Genomic DNA, 17,910 nt, shown 5'->3' with positions numbered 1-17,910 from the left:
TCAGCACATGATCGGGCGCGGACTTCTCTGGTTTTCGGTAGTCGTGATCTTGCTGTTCCTGTTTGTGCCGGTCGCGATCATCCTGCTCTACGCCTTCTCGGATTCGAATATCCAGGGCTGGCCGATCGGGGTCTACAGCGTGAAATGGTTCATCGCGACCTGGCATGACGGCGAGGTCCGCGCAGCGCTCTGGCTATCGATAGAGGTCGCGGTGGTCGCGACGATCATTGCTACCGTCTTCGGCACCCTCGCGGCGCTGGCGGTGCAACGCATGCGGGGCTACGGCAACGAGATCGTGTCCTTCGCCGCTGTGTTGCCTATCGCGCTGCCCGGCATCCTCACCGGCATGGCGCTGAACTCCTATTTCGTGCTCTGGGGCATCGGGCTGTCCTTCTGGACCATCGTGATCGGCCACGCGACCTTCTGCACAGTCATCGTATACAACAATGTCGTTGCGCGGCTGCGTCGCCTGCCGCCTTCATGGGTTGAGGCGTCGATGGATCTCGGCGCCGGACCATGGCGCAGCTTCCGTCTGGTCACTCTGCCGATGATCGCGAGCGCGCTCGGCGCCGGCGCATTGCTCGCCTTCGCTTTGTCCTTCGACGAGGTAATCGTCACCACCTTCACCGCTGGCGCTCAGACGACTCTCCCCTTGTGGATCTTCGGCGCGATCCGGCTCGGCCAGCATTTGCCCGAGGTAAACTGCGTGGTTTTCGCCGTGATCGCCCTTACCATCGTGCCAGTGCTGATCGCTCAACGTCTGATGGGCAGTGCCGCGACGCTGCACAAATAGCCGCGCTCAAACCACCCTGCGACTCACCACGCGGTTCCGGCCCGAATTCTTCGCTTCGTACAGCGCCTCATCCGCCGAACCCACAAGTGTCGCTTCGCTATCGGTGCGTCCAGGCTCGTGGTAGCTCAAGCCGATACTGACCGTGACGACACCGGCTTCGCCATTGCCCTCATGCGCCAGCGCCAGCGCCGCGATGCTGGAGCGTATGTTCTCGGCGATCAGGCCGGCGCCCTCGAACTCGGTATCGGGCAATACGACGGCGAACTCCTCGCCGCCATAACGCGCCGCGATGTCGCCGGGCCGCCGGATCGCATCCGTGATGCAGCGGGAAACCAGCCGCAACACGCCGTCCCCCGCCTGATGGCCGTTCTTGTCGTTGTAACGCTTGAAGTTGTCGGCATCGAGGAGCAGCAGCGCGACCGGCCTGTTATTGCGCCGCGCCCGCCGCCATTCCCGCGACAGATGCTCGTCGAAGCCGCGCCGGTTGAGCAGCCCCGTGAGCTGATCAGTGCGCGCGAGTTCGGCCAATTGCCGGTTCGCGGTCAATGCGTCCCGCTCGGCCTCCGTGGTGCGGCGCACCTCACGGACCAGAACGAGGGTCAGGCCGACAATGGTGGCCGAAAGCAGCAGCACTAGGACGCCGATGATGGCGGCGAGCAGCCCGACCCCGCTCGCCAATTCGCTGACGGCGACGCCCACGGCGATCACCAGCCGCAGGTCACCGACCTGTCCGATGCTGTAGCGGCGTAATACGTGGTCGACCCCGGAGCGTCGCTCCCGGTGCACGATATGGGTTCCGGTCGCACCTTCCAGATCGCCGGGCGAAACCACGACCCGTCCGATCGCGTTGCGAAAATGCGGCAACCGAAGAATCAGCGTGCCGCCCTCCGTGAGCAGCACAAGCGATCCTCGACGTCCGAGTGCCAAGCGCCCGAAGGTCGCGTTGAGCGATTGCATCGAAAGCGGCGCGACAACCGCGACGGCGCCACCGCACTGGCCCGGCGCGCAACGCCGGATGAGCGCCAATACCGCGACCGGCGAACCAGGTGGTTTGAAGGGACCGCCAACGGAAAGCCCATCGACCGGAGGACCGACCTCGGCGAGTAGTCGCGGCACCTTCGCCAGGAAGCCCTTGGCCTCCGATGCCGGGCCGGACGAAGCGATCAGCCGGCCGTCCGGCTCGACCACAATCAACCCACCCCCCGGCTGCCCCGACACGCCAGCACGAGGAGCGGCGACAGCGCCGGCGCCATACTGCAGAGCGGTTTGCAGCATACGCAGCTGACCATCGATCTGATCGATTTCCCGCGCGACCGTCTGGCCCGCCAGGATGACCAGATTGCGCGCCATCTGGTCATCCCGCCGCAGTGAATCTTCCCGGTTTTCGAGCATCAGCGCGGTGCAAGCGGCGAACAGCACCACAGCGGCAATGATACTGAGCCCCGCCAAGCCGCCGAAGGATGCGAGCCGGCGCGCCCCGGGCGCGGCTCCGTCGGCGGCCTGGACGCTCATCCCGCGTCCAGGCCCCTAGCTTCGGTCTTTACCGCGCCCAACCGGCGCGGCGGCCTACTGGTCGCGCTCGTCAACGTCCTTCTCGACCTCGATTTCCCCCTCGATAGGATCGTCGTCGTCATCGATATCCGCGGCATCCTCAAGGATCTCATCTTCCTCGACGGCGTCCTCGGTTTCGACTTCCGCGTCGGGCTCCTCGGTGCGAGCCGCGGGAACCACCTTCTTGACCCGCTTGTCCTCGACCGGGTTGCCGCCGCGTTTCAGGCGCGGTTGCTCCGGCGGCTGTTCGGTGCCGCATTTCGGGCAGATCGGCGGTGTCTTGCCGAGATCGTAGAACCGCGCGCCACAGGCCACGCAGGTCCGCTTGGTGCCTAGTTCAGGCTTGGGCATCAGGAGCCTCGTCGGTCGCCGGTTTTGGAAAGGTGGCGCCCTTGCCATCCCACGGAGCCGCTGTCAAACCCGCGCCTTCGTTTTCCTCCGAACCCCGCGCGTTTCCGTGCCAGGCGAGACATGCCGATGGACCAGTCCAACCCCACTCTCGCTGCCAGCGCGAGGCCCGTGATCGCCCGTTCGGGAGGCGTTTTGGCCGGGCGCCTCCGCGTTCCCGGTGACAAATCGATCAGCCACCGCGCTTTGATGTTCGGCGCTTTGGCCGAGGGCGTCACCCGCATCACCGGCCTGCTGGAAGGCGAGGACGTTTTGCGTACTGCCGCCGCGATGCGCGCCCTCGGCGCCGATGCGGTGCGCGAGTCGCAAGGCTCTTGGCGAGTCGAGGGCCAAGGGCGCGGCAAGCTGCGGGAGCCCGCCGACGTGCTCGACATGGGCAATTCCGGCACCGCCGCCCGGCTGATCTGCGGTATCTTGGCGAGCCATCCGATCTTCACGGTGCTTACCGGGGATGCGAGCCTCCGGGGCCGCCCGATGCGCCGGGTCACGGATCCGCTGGCCGCTTGCGGCGCCCGGTTCACCGGTCGCGCCGGTGGCCGGCTGCCGCTCGCCATCGAAGGCGCGGCGGAGGCGAAGCCACTTTCCTACCGCCTCCCTGTCGCCTCAGCACAGGTGAAGTCGGCTGTCCTGCTCGCCGGTCTCAACGCTCCAGGAGAAACTCGGGTGGAGGAGCCCGAAGCCACCCGCGATCATACCGAGAACATGCTCCGCCATTTCGGCGCCGAGCTTCGCGTCGAGATCCAGGGAGCGGGTCGAGTCATCACGCTGACCGGCCGTCCGACTCTACGCGGCGCCGATGTGATGGTGCCGGGCGACCCCTCCTCCGCCGCCTTCCCGCTTGTCGCGGCGCTGCTGGTGCCCGGTTCCGCCGTGACGGTCGAAGGGGTAGGCCTCAACCCGCTGCGCACGGGCCTCTTCGCAGCGCTGCGTGAGATGGGCGCTGACCTGTCCGTGGCGAATGAACGCATCGAGGGCGGCGAGCCCATCGGCGATGTCACGGCGCGAGCAGGCACCTTGCGCGCAGTGGATCTGCCGCCGGAGCGAGCGCCGAGCATGATCGACGAATATCCGGTGCTTGCGGTCGCCGCCGCCTGCGCCACAGGCACCAGCCGCTTCCGCGGCCTCTCGGAGCTGCGCGTCAAGGAAAGCGACCGCCTCACGGCCACGGCGGCGATGCTCCAGGCCAATGGCGTCAAGGTTTCGATCGAGGGCGACGACCTGCTGGTCGTGGGCTCTGGCGGCCCGCCTGAGGGCGGCGGCACTGTGCTGACCCAGATGGACCACCGGCTGGCGATGTCGGGCGTGGTACTGGGCCTGGCGGCTCGCACGACCGTCCGGATTGATGACGTTGCCTTCGTCGATACCAGCTTCCCCGGCTTCGTCGAGCTCATGCGCGGCCTTGGCGCGGATCTCGTCGCGGCATGACGATCACGGTCGCCATCGACGGCCCTGCCGCCTCCGGAAAGGGCACGCTCGCGCGCCAGCTTGCCGCAAGCCTCGGCGTGCCGCATCTCGACACTGGTCTGCTCTACCGCGCGGTCGGACGCCGGGTGCTCGATCGCGGCGAGAATCCTGCGGACGGCGTGGCGGCGACCGCGTCTGCCCGCGCCTTGGTTCGTGAAGACCTCGCACGTGACGACCTACGCGGGCCGGTGGCGGATGCTGCTGCGGCGGCGGTCGCCTCGGAGCCCGGTGTGCGGGCGGCCCTGCTCGACTTCCAGCGCGGCTTCGCCAAAAACGGCGCCGTTCTAGATGGGCGAGACATCGGCACGGTGGTTTTGCCTCAAGCGACGGTCAAATTCTTCGTTACCGCCCGGCTCGAGGTACGCGCGCTGCGCCGCCAGGTCGAGCTTCAACAGCGCGGGACGGTGGCGTCGCTGGACCTCGTTCGCGCCGAGATGGCCGCACGCGACGAAGCCGACCGCAATCGGGCGGCAGCGCCGCTGCGCCCGGCCGAGGACGCCATCCAGCTCGATACCAGCGACCTTTCCGCCGACGAGGCACTGGCGACCGCCAAGCGGCTTATCAAGGCTCGGCTGGCACAACCCGCCGCCGCGAAGGTTTCACGAGGGTAAACCTCGGGTTTTCCTTGACTTGGTGGAATGTGAGCGTATTGCTCCGCCCGCAGATCCACGGGCCGCGCGCCCGGGGCTCTAACGTCGTTCGTTTCATCCGTTCTGAACGACAGCCGATGTGACAAGACCCATACGGTTCGCCCGAATAATGAGCGGACAAGCCGTCCCGACCGGTGGAATCCCCCGCCGCGTGGTGCGCAGACCCAGAAGCGCCAAGGCTCGGCGCCTCGTGCAAGGACAGATACCGCAACATGTCAGCCATTGCCGCCCTCCGCGAACGCGATCCCGCGCTGGAGGAGGATTTTGCTTCGCTTCTCGATGAGACCCTCGGCCGCGACACCGGCTTTGACGGCTCCGTCGTCTCGGGCCGCGTGCTTCGCGTCACCGACGATGCCGTGATCGTCGATGTGGGCCTGAAGAGCGAAGGCCGCGTACCCCTGAAGGAGTTCGGCCCGCCCGGCCAGAAGCCCGAGGTCGCCGAGGGCGATGTCGTCGAGCTTTATGTCGAGCGCTACGAGGACCGTGACGGCACCATCGTGCTCTCGCGCGAGAAGGCCCGCCGCGAGGAGGCCTGGTCGAACCTCGAAAAGGCCCATGCCGCGAACCAGCGGGTCAACGGCACGATCTACAGCCGCGTCAAGGGCGGCTTCACCGTCGATCTCGGCGGCGCCGTGGCCTTCCTGCCGGGCAGCCAGGTCGATATCCGCCCCGTCCGCGACGTCGGCCCGCTCATGGGCACGCCGCAGCCTTTCCAGATTCTCAAGATGGACCGTGCCCGCGGCAACATCGTCGTGTCGCGCCGTGCGGTGCTGGAGGAGACGCGCGCCGAGCAGCGCAGCGAGCTCATCCAGGGCCTCAAGGAAGGCATGATCCTGGACGGCGTGGTCAAGAACATCACCGATTACGGCGCCTTCGTCGATCTCGGTGGCGTGGACGGCCTGCTGCATGTGACCGACATCGCCTGGCGCCGGATCAACCATCCGTCCGAGGCGCTGCAGATCGGCCAGCCCGTCAAGGTGCAGGTCATCCGCTTTAACCAGGAAACCCAGCGCATCAGCCTCGGCATGAAGCAGCTGGAGATCGACCCCTGGGAGGGTGTCGCGGCGAAGTATCCGCCGGGCGCCAAGTTCGCGGGCCGCGTCACCAACATCACCGACTACGGCGCCTTCGTGGAGCTGGAGGCCGGGGTCGAGGGTCTGGTTCATGTCTCCGAAATGTCCTGGACGAAGAAGAACGTCCACCCGGGCAAGATCGTGGCGACCAGCCAGGAAGTCGATGTGCTGGTGCTGGACGTGGATGCCGGCAAACGCCGCATCTCGCTCGGCCTCAAGCAGGTTCAGCGCAACCCCTGGGAGCAGTTCGTCGACGAGCATCCGATCGGCACCGAGGTCGAGGGAGAAATCCGCAACATTACGGAATTCGGTCTCTTCATCGGCATCACCGCGGATATCGACGGCATGGTCCATATGTCCGACCTGTCCTGGGACGAGCAGGGCGAGCAGGCCATTGCCCATTTCGAGAAGGGCCAGGTCATCAAGGCCAAGGTGCTCGACGTCGACGTGGAGAAGGAGCGCATCAGCCTCGGCATCAAGCAGCTGCGTGATGATCCGGCGGCCGGCATCTTCGATCGCGTCCACAAGGGCGATATCGTGACCTGCGTGGTGACGGCGGTTCAGGCCAACGGCATCGAAGTTCAGGTCGACGACCTGCTGACGGGCTTCATCCGTCGCGCCGAACTGGCGCGCGACAAGGGCGACCAGCGCCCCGACCGCTTCGCCGTCGGCGAGAAGGTCGATGCGAAGATCGTCTCGATCGACCGTGCGGCCCGCAAGCTCGCTCTCACCATCCGTGGCAAGGAGATGGATGAGGACAAGCAGGCGGTGCAGGAATACGGCAGCGTGGACTCGGGTGCGTCGCTCGGCGACATCCTGGGCGCCGCGATCCGCCGCCGGAACCAGCAGAGCCAAGACAGCTAAGCTACCGGCTCCCCGAAACGGCCTTCCCCAGAGATGGGGAAGGCCGTTTTTCGTTGTGGGGGGTGCAGGCGCTGCGCGCTCGCGGACGGATGCGTTCACCGACCCTTATTCACGTTCTTCGAAGTCAGGACGTCCGGGCGCGATTAAACGGGCGAGCGGGCGCGCATGCTCTTCACCCTCCTCGCTGCAAGAGAGAGGCTAGGGGTGGGTACTTGCGGCGATAGTGGGCGGCGTTGCCCGTATCAACCCATCCCAAAGCCCTCCCGGGCAGGGGGAGCGAGCTACGTACCGCGGGCGCATAGCTCGCGAGCAGCGCATTTACAGCCGCCTCGTCGCCTTCCCCGCCGATGAGCTGTTAGGCGGCCTCGCCAGTGAGTTGGCCGCCAGGGCAACGAGGTAGAATGACCGGCGCAACCGCAAAGTCTCGCCGCGAACGCCGGCCGACATCGATGTCGGCCGCAGCGCCCAGCATATGCTTGTCGATGGTAATGAGGGTGGAGCGGCCGGCGGATCGCCAAGGCCGATCCCATTCGCGGCCGCGACGACCCCGAAACCGAGGTCCCAGACCTCGTCAGCGATCTTCGCGAACGCACGGCTCATCCTCCGCGAGTGAAACGCACGCGGCGTCACACCCTGGGATGCCGGCCGCAGGCCGGAACTAGGCCTGCGGTTCTTCGGTAGCAGCCGGCTCGCTTGTCGCGGGAGCGTCCTGCTCGGCGCGACGGCGGGCGCGGGCATCTTCCTGCTCGCGCGCCTTCTCTTCTTTGCGGGCCCGTTTCAGACGGTCACGCTCGGCACGCTGCTGGTTGTAGTTCGGCTTCATTGCCAAGGCTTCGACTCTCCTCTCCCTCTTGAGCTTGCCGCTAGCGCGGCTAGCCCGGCGCCATGGTCACGCGCCGGGCCGCCTGGGATCAGGAAGCGCGGAGATTGACCGCCGCCATCTTACCCTTCTGGCCACGCTCGAGATCGAAGCTGACCACCTGGCCCTCGTTCAGGCCGCCGAGCCCGGAACGCTCGACCGCGGAGATGTGCACGAACACATCGGCGGTGCCGTCCTCAGGCTCGATAAATCCGTAACCTTTGGTGGCGTTGAACCACTTAACCTTCCCCTTAGCCATCGGGTCTCTCCTCGCACCGGCAACCCGCAACATGCGGGCCGAAACTACTTTTGCATTGGGAAGGCGCCGGCTGCGCGAGCAGGCCGAAACACGAAAGCCCTTGATGAAAAGCGCCGAGGCGCCCGTATGAACGCTTCCACAAGGGATTGCTAGGTCCAATTGCGCAGAGCCGAACCTGATCGCGCGAATTGCGATGGGTCTATCGGCAAATACGATTTGCTTGCCGCCGAGGCGATGATGTCATCTCCGAAGACGCAACGGCGCCTCCACTGGGCGACCAATGGCGGCGCCCGGACGAGAGCCGGACTAGAGTACGTACAGGAAAGAGGGGTTCATGCAGGATTACGCCAGGATCGCCGCCGCCTTCGATGCTCGCCCGCCTGGCCACTCCCTGCCCCGCTCGCTCTACCTGGATGAGGAGGTCTTCACCTTCGACCAAGTCGCGTTATTCCGGCGCGCCTGGATGCATGTCGGCTTCGAGATCGAGTTCCCCGCGACCGGCAGTTACCAGTCGATCAAGATCGGGGACGCGCCGGTTATTCTCATCCGCGACCGCTCCGGCCAAATCCGTGGCTTCCACAATACCTGTCGTCATCGGGGCGCGGAGCTCTGCCCCGAGGGTTCGGGCAAGGCGGCGCGGCTTGTTTGCCCCTATCATCAATGGACCTACGACCTCGCTGGCAAGCTCATCTTCGCCGGCCGCATGCAGGACGGCTTCGACCCGGCCCAGCACGGGCTGCGGCCGATCCATGTCGAGACCGTCGCCGGAACCGTTTACGCCTGCCTCGCCGAGACCCCGCCGGATTTCGAGCCCTATCGCCGCGCGGTCGGCCCCATGCTGGCGGTGCACAACTTCCAGAACGCCAAGGTCGTCCACACGGCGACACTGCTGGAACGGGCCAACTGGAAGTTGGTGATGGAGAATGCGCGCGAGTGCTACCACTGCGCGGGCCGCCACCCCGAGCTCGCGATCACCTTCCCGATCTTCGCCAAGGGCAATTTCGAGACGATCAGCGAGCATGAAGCGAATTTCGACCGCCGCATGCTTCAGCTTGTCCTGCCGAGCGCTCCGGCCGAGGGCGCTTGGTGGCAAGCCGCCCGCTTTCCGCTCAATGAGGGCGCGGTGTCGATGACCATGGATGGCAGCCGGGGCGTCGCCAAGCTCATGTGCCCGACTGGCGATGGCGATATCGGCAGCCTGCGCTGGGCGCTTGAACCGAACAGCTTCGCCCACTCCACCGGCGACTTCACCTTCACCTTCTACTGCCAACCCATCAACGCGCGGGAAACCTTGGTGATCGGCAAGTGGCTGGTCCACAAGGATGCCGTCGAGGGAGTGGACTACGACCTCGCCAAGCTCGTCGAGCTTTGGGACACCACCAATCTGCAGGACCGCGACCTCTGCGAACTCAACCAGCGCGGCGTCAACTCACCCGCCTATACGCCTGGCCCCTATTCCGAGATATCGGAAGCCCTGGTGCATCGCTTCACCGACTACTACTGCGCGACCGCGCGCGCTTTCCTCGACGAACAGCAGGCGGCCCGGACGCCGACCAGCAGCGCCGCTATCGCCGCCTGACTTGGTTGGATACCGCTTTGCGCCTGACCCAGCCTCTTCGTCATGCCACATGGAAGCGATGAGCGTTTCTGGATTCTGGCGCGGCGGCGAGGACCGGCTGCGCTGCCTCGACATATCGGACGAGGCGCCAGGGGTGAAGACCTTCCGCATGGCCCCGGAATCCGGTGCCTTCGTCCACTTCTATGCCGGCCAGTTCGTCACGCTCGAACTACCTCTGCCGAGCGGCCCCGTCTGGCGCTGTTTCACGATCGCCTCCTCTCCGGAGCAACATGATTCGATCTCGATCACCAACAAACGGCAGGACGGCACAAGCGCGGAAAGCGGCGGCACCGCCTGGATGCATGCGCAGCTCGCGCCCGGCATGCGGTTGAAGGCCATGCCGCCCGCTGGACCCTTTTGCCTTACCGCGCCGCCTGCCCGCCCGCTTCTGCTCGTCTCGGCCGGCAGCGGCGCCACACCGATGGCGGCCATCGCCCGCTGGATGCGCGACATCACAGACCGCACACCGGTTCACTACGTCCATCTCGGCCGCACCCAAGCCGACTGGCTGTTCAAGCCTGAGATCGAGGCCATCGCCGCTGAGCTCGGCACCTGGAAGCTGGACTGGCTCGCAACCGGCGGCGCCACCCGGCCCGATGCCGCCGCCTTCGCCGCCATGTCGCCAGATCTAGCCATCCGAGAAGTCTTTTGCTGCGGCCCCGTCGGCTTCATGGCGGCGGTCGAACAGGCCCACGCCGCGGCCGGCGGGCCGGCTGGCGCTTTCCGCAAGGAAGCCTTCACCGCCGTCCCGATCCCCGAACTGACCGGCACACCCGCCGCGCCCTCAGCCCGAACCACCGCGAGCGGCCGCCACCGCCTCCGCTTCGAACCCTCCGGCAAGGAAGCGGAAGCGGGACCCGAGGAGACTTTGCTCGCCGTTGCCACCCGACTCGGCCTTGCCATCCCCTATGCCTGCGGGGAAGGTATCTGCGGCACCTGCCGTATCCGCCGCATCAGCGGTGAGGTCGAGATGAAGGACCAGGGCGGCATCGAGGAAGACGAGATCGCGGCTGGCGAGATCCTCGCCTGCTGCTCCTACGCCCGATCGAACCTGACGCTGGAGATGCTGTGATGGCGGGATTGCCCGAGACCGACCGCCGGCTGAGCCTCGAAACCCTCGCGGTCGGCGCGGGCTATGATCCGGCCGAGCATGGCGGCGCCGCCAAGCCGCCGATCTACATGACCTCGACCTTCGTCTATCCCTCCGCCGCGAATGCGAAAGAGGTCCACCGTGCCTTCTTTGATGGCGCGGTGCCGGAGCGTGGCGCGCCTGGCTTCATCTATGCCCGTCTGGACCACCCCAATCTCGTCATGGCGCAAGCCCGCGTCGCGGCCCTGGATGGCGCCGAGGATGCCGCGCTGTTTTCTTCCGGCATGGCGGCGATTTCGACGCTCGCGCTGAACTTCCTGCGTCCTGGCGATACCGTGATGCACAGCCGGCCGATCTATGGCGGCACCGACATGCTGCTGCACACCCATCTCAACGAAATGGGTATCACGCCCTTCGGATTCACGGATGGCACGGACGAGGCGCATCTCACCGAGATCGCGAACGCCGCGACGGCGCGTGGCCCGCTTGCTTTGATCATGGTGGAGACCCCAACCAACCCAATCGGCACCATCGCCGATATCGCCCTTATCGCCCGCCTTGCCGACCGTATCGCGCTGACCCAGGGGCGGCGGCCGATCGTGTCGGTCGACAACACCTTCCTCGGCCCATTCCTGCAGTCGCCGCTGGAGCAAGGCGCCGATCTCTGTGTCACCTCACTCACGAAATATGCTGGTGGGCACAGCGACTTCCTCGCCGGAAGCGTGAGCGGATCGGCCGCTCTCGTGGGCCAACTCAAAAAGCTGCGGACCCTGCTCGGTTGTCATTGCGATCCCCATAGCTGCTGGATGCTGCTCCGGTCCGTCGAAACCATGTCGCTGCGAACCGAGCGCGCGGGGCGGAATGCGCGCGTTGTGGCGGAGTATCTGCGCGACCATCCGAAGATCGCCGGCATCACCTATCTCGGTTTCCTTGAGGAGGGTATGCCCGACCGCGCGGTCTTCGATCGGCAATGCGGCGGCGCGGGCTCGACCTTTTCGTTCAGCACACGCGGCGATGAGGCGGCGGCTTCCCGCTTCCTCGACCGCCTGAAATTGCTGCGCTTCGCGGTCAGCTTGGGCGGCACCGAAACGCTCATCTGTCACCCGGCGACGACGACGCATTACGCGGTGCCAGAAGCACTGCGTGCCGAGGTCGGCATCGGCCCCGCCACGATGCGCGTCTCCATCGGCATCGAGAATGCCGATGACCTGATCGCCGACCTCGAACAAGCCTTGGAGGCCGTCTGATGGAAGATGAAGCGCCCCGTCACGACGAGGACGGCACAGATTTCCACGCCATCGGCGCCAAGCATGCGGCGGTCGCGGAGAGCGTCGAGCTACTGGTGATCGGCGCGGGTGAAGCGGGCCTCGCCGCCGCCATCGAGGCCGCCCGCGCGGGCGTGCAAGTGATGCTGGTCGATGAGAACCCGCTAGGCGCGGGTCTCGTCGGCATGGATGTGCCGTTGCTCTTCGGCAACCGCTGGACAGCCGCCGTGCAGAATCAGGGCCGCATGACGGAGCAATTGCTGGCGACGAATCCGGGTCTTGAGGAAGCCTTCGAGCTTGGCGTCGATGTGCGGCTCGGCACTTATGCCTGGGGCGCCTTTGTGGCCGGTCCGAACCTGAAATCGCTTCCCGGACCGGCTGTGGGCTTGGCGGATGAGGCACGCTCCTGGCTCTGCGGTTTCAAACATCTAATCATTGCGACTGGCGCGCGTGACCTCGTCTACAGCTTCGCCGGTTTCGAGACGCCGGGGGTGATCGGCGCGCTGGGATTCTCCAGCCTCCTTACCCGTTACGAGGCGTTTAACGGCCACCGCCTCGTCATCCTCGGCTCAGGCGACCTCGCGGTGCAGACCGCGACGCTCGCGTTCAATCGCGGCCTCGAGGTCGCGGCGCTGGTTGAGGTGCGAAGCGCGCCGCAAGCCGACGTCTCCGCACTTGTCGCGCGCGGCGTGGAAGTCATTACGGGCCACGCAATTCAGGAAGCACGCGGCACAGCCGAGGGCGTAGCCAGCGCCATACTCGCCGATGTCGGCAGCGGCAATCAGCGGGCCGTCAGCTGCGACACGATCGTATTGGCGATCGGCGCAGTTCCCGTGGTGGAGCTTGCCGACGTGGCAGGCGCCCGTCTCCGCCGCAGTGATGCCGGGGCCTATGTGCCGACCGTGGAAAACGCACCCGATGGCGTCTTCTTTGCCGGCGACTGCGCTGGGTTGGGCGGTGACGCCGCCGTAGATGGCCGCGTCATCGCGCGGAGCGTAATGCGCTCGCTCGGCCACGAGGTGACCGCAGCCGAACCGTCAGTCCGCACGCCGTTGGCGCCGGCCGACACCGACGCCTATCACATGGAGTGGATGCGCGCGCTCATCGCCGCTGGCGGGCTCGATGTCGTGGCCTGTTCCTGCGAGGAGGTGACGCGGCGCGACGTGCTCACGGTGCAACCACCGCGCTACCTCGGCGCGCCAATCGATCGCCGCGATATCTCGACACTCACGCAAGACGGTCCGGTCAACCAGGATCAGATCAAGCGCCTCACACGTGCCTGCATGGGTCCATGTCAGGCGCGCCGCTGCCGGGAACAGGTGGCGATGCTCCTCGCGATCGGCGCCGATGTGCCGCTCGCCCAGGTCGCACTTGCCGGCTACCGCGCGCCGGTGCGTCCGCTGCCGCTCGGCGTGCTGGCGGCGGCCGATGAATCGCCCGAGATGGCGGAGGGTTGGAACGTGTGGTTCGGCATCCGCAAACAGTGGATTCCCTACGCCGATATCGGCACCGAGCGCGAAATCGACCGCGCCGGCCGCATGATGCATTTCTGAAGGACGCTGCCGTGAGCGACAGAAAAGCGGCCTCCGTCATCATCATCGGCGGCGGAGTGACGGGCCTGAGCGCCGCCTGGTGGCTGGCGCGCGAGGGCGTGGATGTTCTCGTCATCGAGAAGGGCATCGTCGGCTGGGAAGCTTCTGGCCGCAACGGCGGCGGTTGCACGCATTACCAAAGCCCGCTCTTCGACGAGGAGCAGCGGCTATGGCCGCAGATGGATGAGCTGCTCGGCTATCCCACGGAATACCGTCGCGAGCGCGTGATCATCGCGCTGACGCAGGCGCAGCTGGCGCAATATCAGGACCACGGCGATATCTGCAAAGGCATGGGCTACCACTACGACATATTGGACGCGAAGCAGACGCGCTCGCTCGTGCCGCTGGCTGGCGACAACGTTGTCGGAGCCGTGCATTACCGTTTCGGCGGCCAGGCGAATCCACAGCGAACCGTGCAGGCCTACGCCTGGGCGGCGCAGGATCACGGCGCCCGCATCCTCCAGCATACGGCGGTCTCGTCGCTGGTGATGGAAGGCGGCCACATAAAAGCCGTCGAAACCGATCGCGGGCGTTTTGACTGCGACCATCTGGTACTCGCCGCCGGGCCACAGACAGCAGCTTTGTTGGAGACAATCGGCATTTACCTGCCCATGGCTCCGGCTCGGGCGGAGATGATCGTGACCGAGCCCCTGCCGCTCATGGCGATCGGCGGTGTCGATGGCAACGGACTCTACGGACGGCAGACGCTACGCGGCAATCTCGCCTATGGCGGCGGCCCGCATGAATGGCTGGAAGATACGCCTGCGATCGGCGGCAGCACCGCCCGCCCCTCCACGCAACTACTGCAGAACTTGTCGAAACGCCTGGTCGAACTGTTTCCCAAAGCCGCGCATGTGCGCGTGATCCGCAGTTGGGCCGGCATCATCGAAAACACGCCGGATGGCCGCCCAGTAATCGAGCGTCTGCGCGAACCCGACAATCTTATTGTGACAACGATGAGCAGCGTCGGCTTTGGCCTTTCCCCGGCGACCGGCCACGCGATTCGTGATCTTGTGATGGAGGGCCGCTGCAGCTTCGCCGACATCGACAAGCTCGGCCTGGACCGCTTCTCCAACCTGCCACGTGACTGGCGCGAAAGGCAGGGATGGGTGCCATCGGGAGTATCGGCGGCAACGACCACGCAACGGAACGCGGCTATACTCTAGCCAGCTGCTATGCTTTGGATCTCACCTCGACGGGGGCCGGGTCGCGGAACTGGATGCCTCCTGTTCTGCAAATACAGCGCCAGGATGTGTTTGAGACCTTCGTACAATGAGCTTTCGCTCCTGCTTCTATTCGGCCGATAGAGCGCTCCCAGCATGCGCTTGAGCGGCGGCGAGAGCTTCTCCCGGCTGAGGAAATTCTGCATCGCGAGGATCTGTTGTTCCCTGGGAAGCCGCGCCGCATCTACCGCCGGCGTGAAATGTCCATCTTCGTTACCGTTGCATTCGGGCTGCCGGAAATAACTCACAACGTGATGAAGGCGCATGTCGTTCATGGCTAGCCCTGAGTGAGGTTAAAGCTTGCCTGACCAATCGTTGATACCGTCTGAATCGTCCCTGGAGATCGCCATGACTGCTCGCGGAAAAATCCTCATCGTCGGTGCTGGCATCGCGGGTCTCGCCACTGCTTGGGCATTGACGCGGCGCGGCTACGCCGTGGAGGTCTTTGAGCAGGGGCCGATCCCAAATCCCAAAGCCTCCTCCTGGGACGAACACCGCATCACCCGCCACGCCTATGGCGAATGGGAAGGCTATGCGGCGCTCATGCCCGAGGCTTTCCGGATGTGGGACCAGATCTGGCGTGATATCGGTGCCACCCATTACGACCCCTGTGGCGCAGTCTATTTCATGCGTGGCGACAATCCCTGGTACCCCAGCACGTCCCGCTCCCTGACCGAGATGAACATCGGCTACCGCGACATTCCCCTCGCGCGCGCCGCCGCCCGCTTCCCCATGCTCAACCTCGAGACCGTCACGCGGATCGTGGAAACCGATGGCGCCGGGATGCTCTTTCCCGTGCGCATCCTGACGGATCTCGTGGTTCATCTCGCCGGCCGCGGCGTCGTCTTCCACAGCTACAGTCTCGTCAGTGAAATCGACCCCGAGCGAGCGACTGTCACCAGCGATGGCCGTGTCTTCGGCGGCGATCGCGTCGTCATGGCGGCCGGCGCCTGGAACGACCGGCTGGTTCCGAGTTTACGGCCGGAAGCGGTACCGTCCCGGCAAGCGGTCATGTTCCTCGCCCCGCCGTCCGACCTCGCCCATGCCTGGTCCGAGGCGCCCGTGATGGCCGATATCGGCGACGAGAGCAGTTGCTACATGCTACCTCCCCGGCGCGGCACGCGGCTCAAGATCGGCGACCACGTCTTCACGCGCCGTGGCGATGCGGATGAAGATCGCACCGCGACCGATCAGGATGTCGCCCGGCTGATGCGCGTGCTTCCCCTCGCGATCCACGATTTCGACCGCTACATGGTCCTGGAGCGCAAAGCCTGCTTCTATACGGTGACCGAGGACGAGCACTTCGTGCAGCGTGCCGTCGGCGCGCGCGGCTGGATCATCAGTGCCTGCTCCGGCCATGGCTTCAAGCTCGGCCCGCTGACCGGTGAATTCGCCGCGCAGGCGCTGAGCGGCGAACGTCCGGAGGCGCAGATCACGCGGCTCGCCGCCGGGCTGGAGACCGTGTAGGCGCGACTACTGCGTGAACTTGATGACCATTACGTCACCGCCGAGGCTTAACATCAGCCCTTCCCGCTTCGCGCGCAGATGGAGGACCACGCCCTTTTCGTTCTTCAGCCACATGTCGCCGCCGCTCATATCTCCAAGAGCGTAGCCATAGCGGCCTTGCCCATAAGAGCCGGCGAATTGCGCGACGGTCTGGAGCCCATAGACGTCGCCAGTCGCCTCGATACTCGAGGCGCCGATGCCGCCAATTCCCACGCCACCGATGTCGAAGGGATAGCTCTGACCATTGAAGAAGAGCGTCCCAGCGCCGCCACTCGCGCTGCCGATATAGGCGGCCTGGACCTGGTGCATCTCCACGGTGCCGACCGGGCTCATGCCCTCCACGGTTTGCGGACCGGCACCAGACTTCGCGCAGCCCGCGAGTAGGGCCAGGACGGCGACGGCCTGCAAGATCGCCTTGACATGCCGCCGCCCAATTGATGAGGCGACCGGAGTGTGGCCCGTATAATTCGACGACATAGGACGCTCTTTCAATGCGTTACAGTCAAGGATCAGGCGACCGCCGGACCAGTTCTTGAACTCTTAGCCCTCTTCTAGAGCTTTGGCTTGACCAAAATAACGAAAATGTTACCTTTCTCGGACGTATCGTTAAACGGATCAGCGAGCTGCGACTATGATCGGGCCGGGCATGATTCGGGTGAGCGCCGCGATGCCGATACCCTCTGTGTTGGGGCATTTCGGCATACCGTTGGAGCCAGTGCTGTCGGACCTCGGCATCCGTTCTGATATTTTCAACGACTTCGAGAATGTCATCCCCTATGCGACGCTCTGCCGGCTCGCCTCGCGCTGCGCGGCTCTGACGAAACGCGATGATTTTGGGCTTTTGGTTGGCCAGAAGGGCGGATTCAGCAGCCTCGGGCGAGTTGGTTTCGCGGCTCAACATGCCCCGACCGTGGGTGCCGCCGTCGACAGCGTGGGCGAATATTTCCAGCTCCACGATCGCGGCGCGACCAGCGCGCTTCGGGTGAACGGCCCCCTCGCCGTGGTCAACTATCGGGTCTATCATCCGGAAATCGAAGGCGCCGATCAGGTAGGCGACGGCGCGGTGGCGATAAGCTTTCTGATCCTGCAGGCCTTGTGCGGTCCACGCTGGTCGGCGACCGAAGTGTTCTTCTCGCGCCGCAAGCCTGCAAACCTCAAGCCCTACAAAGAATTCTTCAAGAGCCCGCTGCGCTTCGATTGCGACAGTTGGGGGGTATCCTTTCCGGCCGCGTGGCTGGACCATCCTGTCCGTCAAGCAGAACCGGTCCTGCGCAAGCTGCTCGTCAAGGATATGCAACAGCTTCTAGCCGAGGCGCCAGACGAATTTCGTGATATTGTCCATCGGCGGGTAAGCGAGACGTTGAGTTCAGGGGAGTTCGAAACCGAGGCAATTGCGGAATTTCTTGGCATAAGCCAGCGCAAGCTTCATCGGCGTTTGGAGGCAGAGGGGGCAAGTTTTCGCGCGATCCTCCGGGACGCACGCTATGGCGCGGCGCGACAACTTATGGGACGAACGGATCTGCCAGTTAGCGAGATCGCTGTGATGGTGGGATATTCGGAGACAAGTGCTTTTGTACGAGCCTTCAAGCGCTGGTCCGGCGTGACACCCGGATCATGGCGCCACCGAACATCATCCGATCGCGATTCCCGCGCGGCCGAAGTCGGCATGACTGTCTGAACTTGCCAAGCTCCAGG

At 65.3% G+C, this 17,910-nt stretch carries 17 protein-coding genes; 11 read left to right on the top strand and 6 right to left on the bottom strand.

Annotated features, from left to right (window positions below):
- Positions 1–7 precede the first annotated feature (7 nt).
- Positions 8–793, top strand: coding sequence for an ABC transporter permease (locus tag GSQ92_RS18235; RefSeq protein WP_158803658.1), 786 nt, complete (start codon positions 8–10; stop codon positions 791–793).
- A gap of 6 nt (positions 794–799) precedes the next feature.
- Here the strand turns inward: GSQ92_RS18235 and GSQ92_RS18230 are convergent, their stop codons facing one another.
- Entirely contained in the window at positions 800–2,305 is a 1,506-nt protein-coding gene (locus GSQ92_RS18230) for a diguanylate cyclase domain-containing protein (RefSeq protein WP_158803657.1), read from the bottom strand.
- Between the two features lie 54 nt (positions 2,306–2,359).
- Positions 2,360–2,695, bottom strand: coding sequence for a TIGR02300 family protein (locus GSQ92_RS18225; RefSeq protein ID WP_158803656.1), 336 nt, complete (start codon positions 2,693–2,695; stop codon positions 2,360–2,362).
- Between the two features lie 126 nt (positions 2,696–2,821).
- Here GSQ92_RS18225 and aroA point away from each other — a divergent pair, with 126 nt between their 5' ends.
- The 3 genes from aroA (at position 2,822) to rpsA (ending at position 6,803) form a co-directional block, all read left to right on the top strand.
- Positions 2,822–4,177, top strand: coding sequence for a 3-phosphoshikimate 1-carboxyvinyltransferase (gene aroA / locus GSQ92_RS18220; protein ID WP_158803655.1), 1,356 nt, complete (start codon positions 2,822–2,824; stop codon positions 4,175–4,177).
- Entirely contained in the window at positions 4,174–4,827 is a 654-nt protein-coding gene (gene cmk, locus GSQ92_RS18215) for a (d)CMP kinase (protein WP_158803654.1), read from the top strand. The genes aroA and cmk overlap by 4 nt, the downstream gene beginning before the upstream one ends.
- A 251-nt stretch (positions 4,828–5,078) precedes the next feature.
- Positions 5,079–6,803: a 30S ribosomal protein S1 gene (gene rpsA / locus GSQ92_RS18210; protein ID WP_158803653.1), complete on the top strand. Its 1,725-nt coding sequence runs from the start codon at positions 5,079–5,081 to the stop codon at positions 6,801–6,803.
- A 658-nt stretch (positions 6,804–7,461) separates the two neighbouring features.
- On the opposite strand, the gene GSQ92_RS29855 is transcribed toward rpsA, so the two are convergent.
- Both GSQ92_RS29855 and GSQ92_RS18205 read right to left on the bottom strand, forming a co-directional pair.
- Positions 7,462–7,632, bottom strand: coding sequence for a hypothetical protein (locus GSQ92_RS29855; protein ID WP_174247825.1), 171 nt, complete (start codon positions 7,630–7,632; stop codon positions 7,462–7,464).
- Positions 7,633–7,714: 82 nt separating this feature from the next.
- Positions 7,715–7,921 (bottom strand): cold-shock protein, encoded by a 207-nt coding sequence (locus GSQ92_RS18205; RefSeq protein WP_158803652.1) that lies wholly within the window; start codon positions 7,919–7,921, stop codon positions 7,715–7,717.
- 334 nt (positions 7,922–8,255) lie between these two features.
- Between GSQ92_RS18205 and GSQ92_RS18200 the strand changes: the two genes are divergently transcribed.
- Genes GSQ92_RS18200 through GSQ92_RS18180 form a run of 5 tightly spaced genes read left to right on the top strand, consistent with a single transcriptional unit; the run spans position 8,256 to position 14,652 of the window.
- Positions 8,256–9,500 carry an SRPBCC family protein gene (locus tag GSQ92_RS18200; protein WP_158803651.1) on the top strand — a complete coding sequence of 415 codons (1,245 nt, stop codon included), beginning with the start codon at positions 8,256–8,258 and terminating at the stop codon, positions 9,498–9,500.
- A gap of 58 nt (positions 9,501–9,558) precedes the next feature.
- Positions 9,559–10,611 carry a flavin reductase family protein gene (locus tag GSQ92_RS18195; RefSeq protein ID WP_158803650.1) on the top strand — a complete coding sequence of 351 codons (1,053 nt, stop codon included), beginning with the start codon at positions 9,559–9,561 and terminating at the stop codon, positions 10,609–10,611.
- A complete protein-coding gene (locus GSQ92_RS18190; RefSeq protein ID WP_158803649.1) occupies positions 10,611–11,876 on the top strand; it encodes a cystathionine gamma-synthase family protein in 1,266 nt (421 codons plus the stop codon). Before GSQ92_RS18195 ends, GSQ92_RS18190 begins: the two co-directional genes overlap by 1 nt.
- Complete coding sequence (locus GSQ92_RS18185) at positions 11,876–13,447, top strand: FAD-dependent oxidoreductase (protein WP_158803648.1); 1,572 nt, start codon at positions 11,876–11,878, stop codon at positions 13,445–13,447. The genes GSQ92_RS18190 and GSQ92_RS18185 overlap by 1 nt, the downstream gene beginning before the upstream one ends.
- Positions 13,448–13,458: 11 nt before the next feature.
- Complete coding sequence (locus GSQ92_RS18180) at positions 13,459–14,652, top strand: FAD-binding oxidoreductase (RefSeq protein WP_254065701.1); 1,194 nt, start codon at positions 13,459–13,461, stop codon at positions 14,650–14,652.
- On the opposite strand, the gene GSQ92_RS18175 is transcribed toward GSQ92_RS18180, so the two are convergent.
- Positions 14,649–14,984: a hypothetical protein gene (locus tag GSQ92_RS18175; protein WP_158803647.1), complete on the bottom strand. Its 336-nt coding sequence runs from the start codon at positions 14,982–14,984 to the stop codon at positions 14,649–14,651. The genes GSQ92_RS18180 and GSQ92_RS18175 overlap by 4 nt on opposite strands.
- A 73-nt stretch (positions 14,985–15,057) precedes the next feature.
- On the opposite strand from GSQ92_RS18175, the gene GSQ92_RS18170 reads away from it, so the two are divergent.
- A complete protein-coding gene (locus GSQ92_RS18170) occupies positions 15,058–16,176 on the top strand; it encodes an FAD-binding oxidoreductase (protein WP_158803646.1) in 1,119 nt (372 codons plus the stop codon).
- A gap of 6 nt (positions 16,177–16,182) precedes the next feature.
- Here the strand turns inward: GSQ92_RS18170 and GSQ92_RS18165 are convergent, their stop codons facing one another.
- A complete protein-coding gene (locus GSQ92_RS18165; protein ID WP_159013817.1) occupies positions 16,183–16,692 on the bottom strand; it encodes a hypothetical protein in 510 nt (169 codons plus the stop codon).
- A 154-nt stretch (positions 16,693–16,846) separates the two neighbouring features.
- On the opposite strand from GSQ92_RS18165, the gene GSQ92_RS18160 reads away from it, so the two are divergent.
- Positions 16,847–17,893: an AraC family transcriptional regulator gene (locus GSQ92_RS18160; RefSeq protein WP_158803644.1), complete on the top strand. Its 1,047-nt coding sequence runs from the start codon at positions 16,847–16,849 to the stop codon at positions 17,891–17,893.
- Positions 17,894–17,910: the final 17 nt, after the last annotated feature.

Source organism: Acidisoma sp. S159 (assembly GCF_009766125.1).
Lineage (GTDB): Bacteria > Pseudomonadota > Alphaproteobacteria > Acetobacterales > Acetobacteraceae > Acidisoma.
The sequence above is the reverse complement of the archived record's forward strand: the minus strand, read 5'-3'. Positions and strand labels throughout refer to the sequence as shown.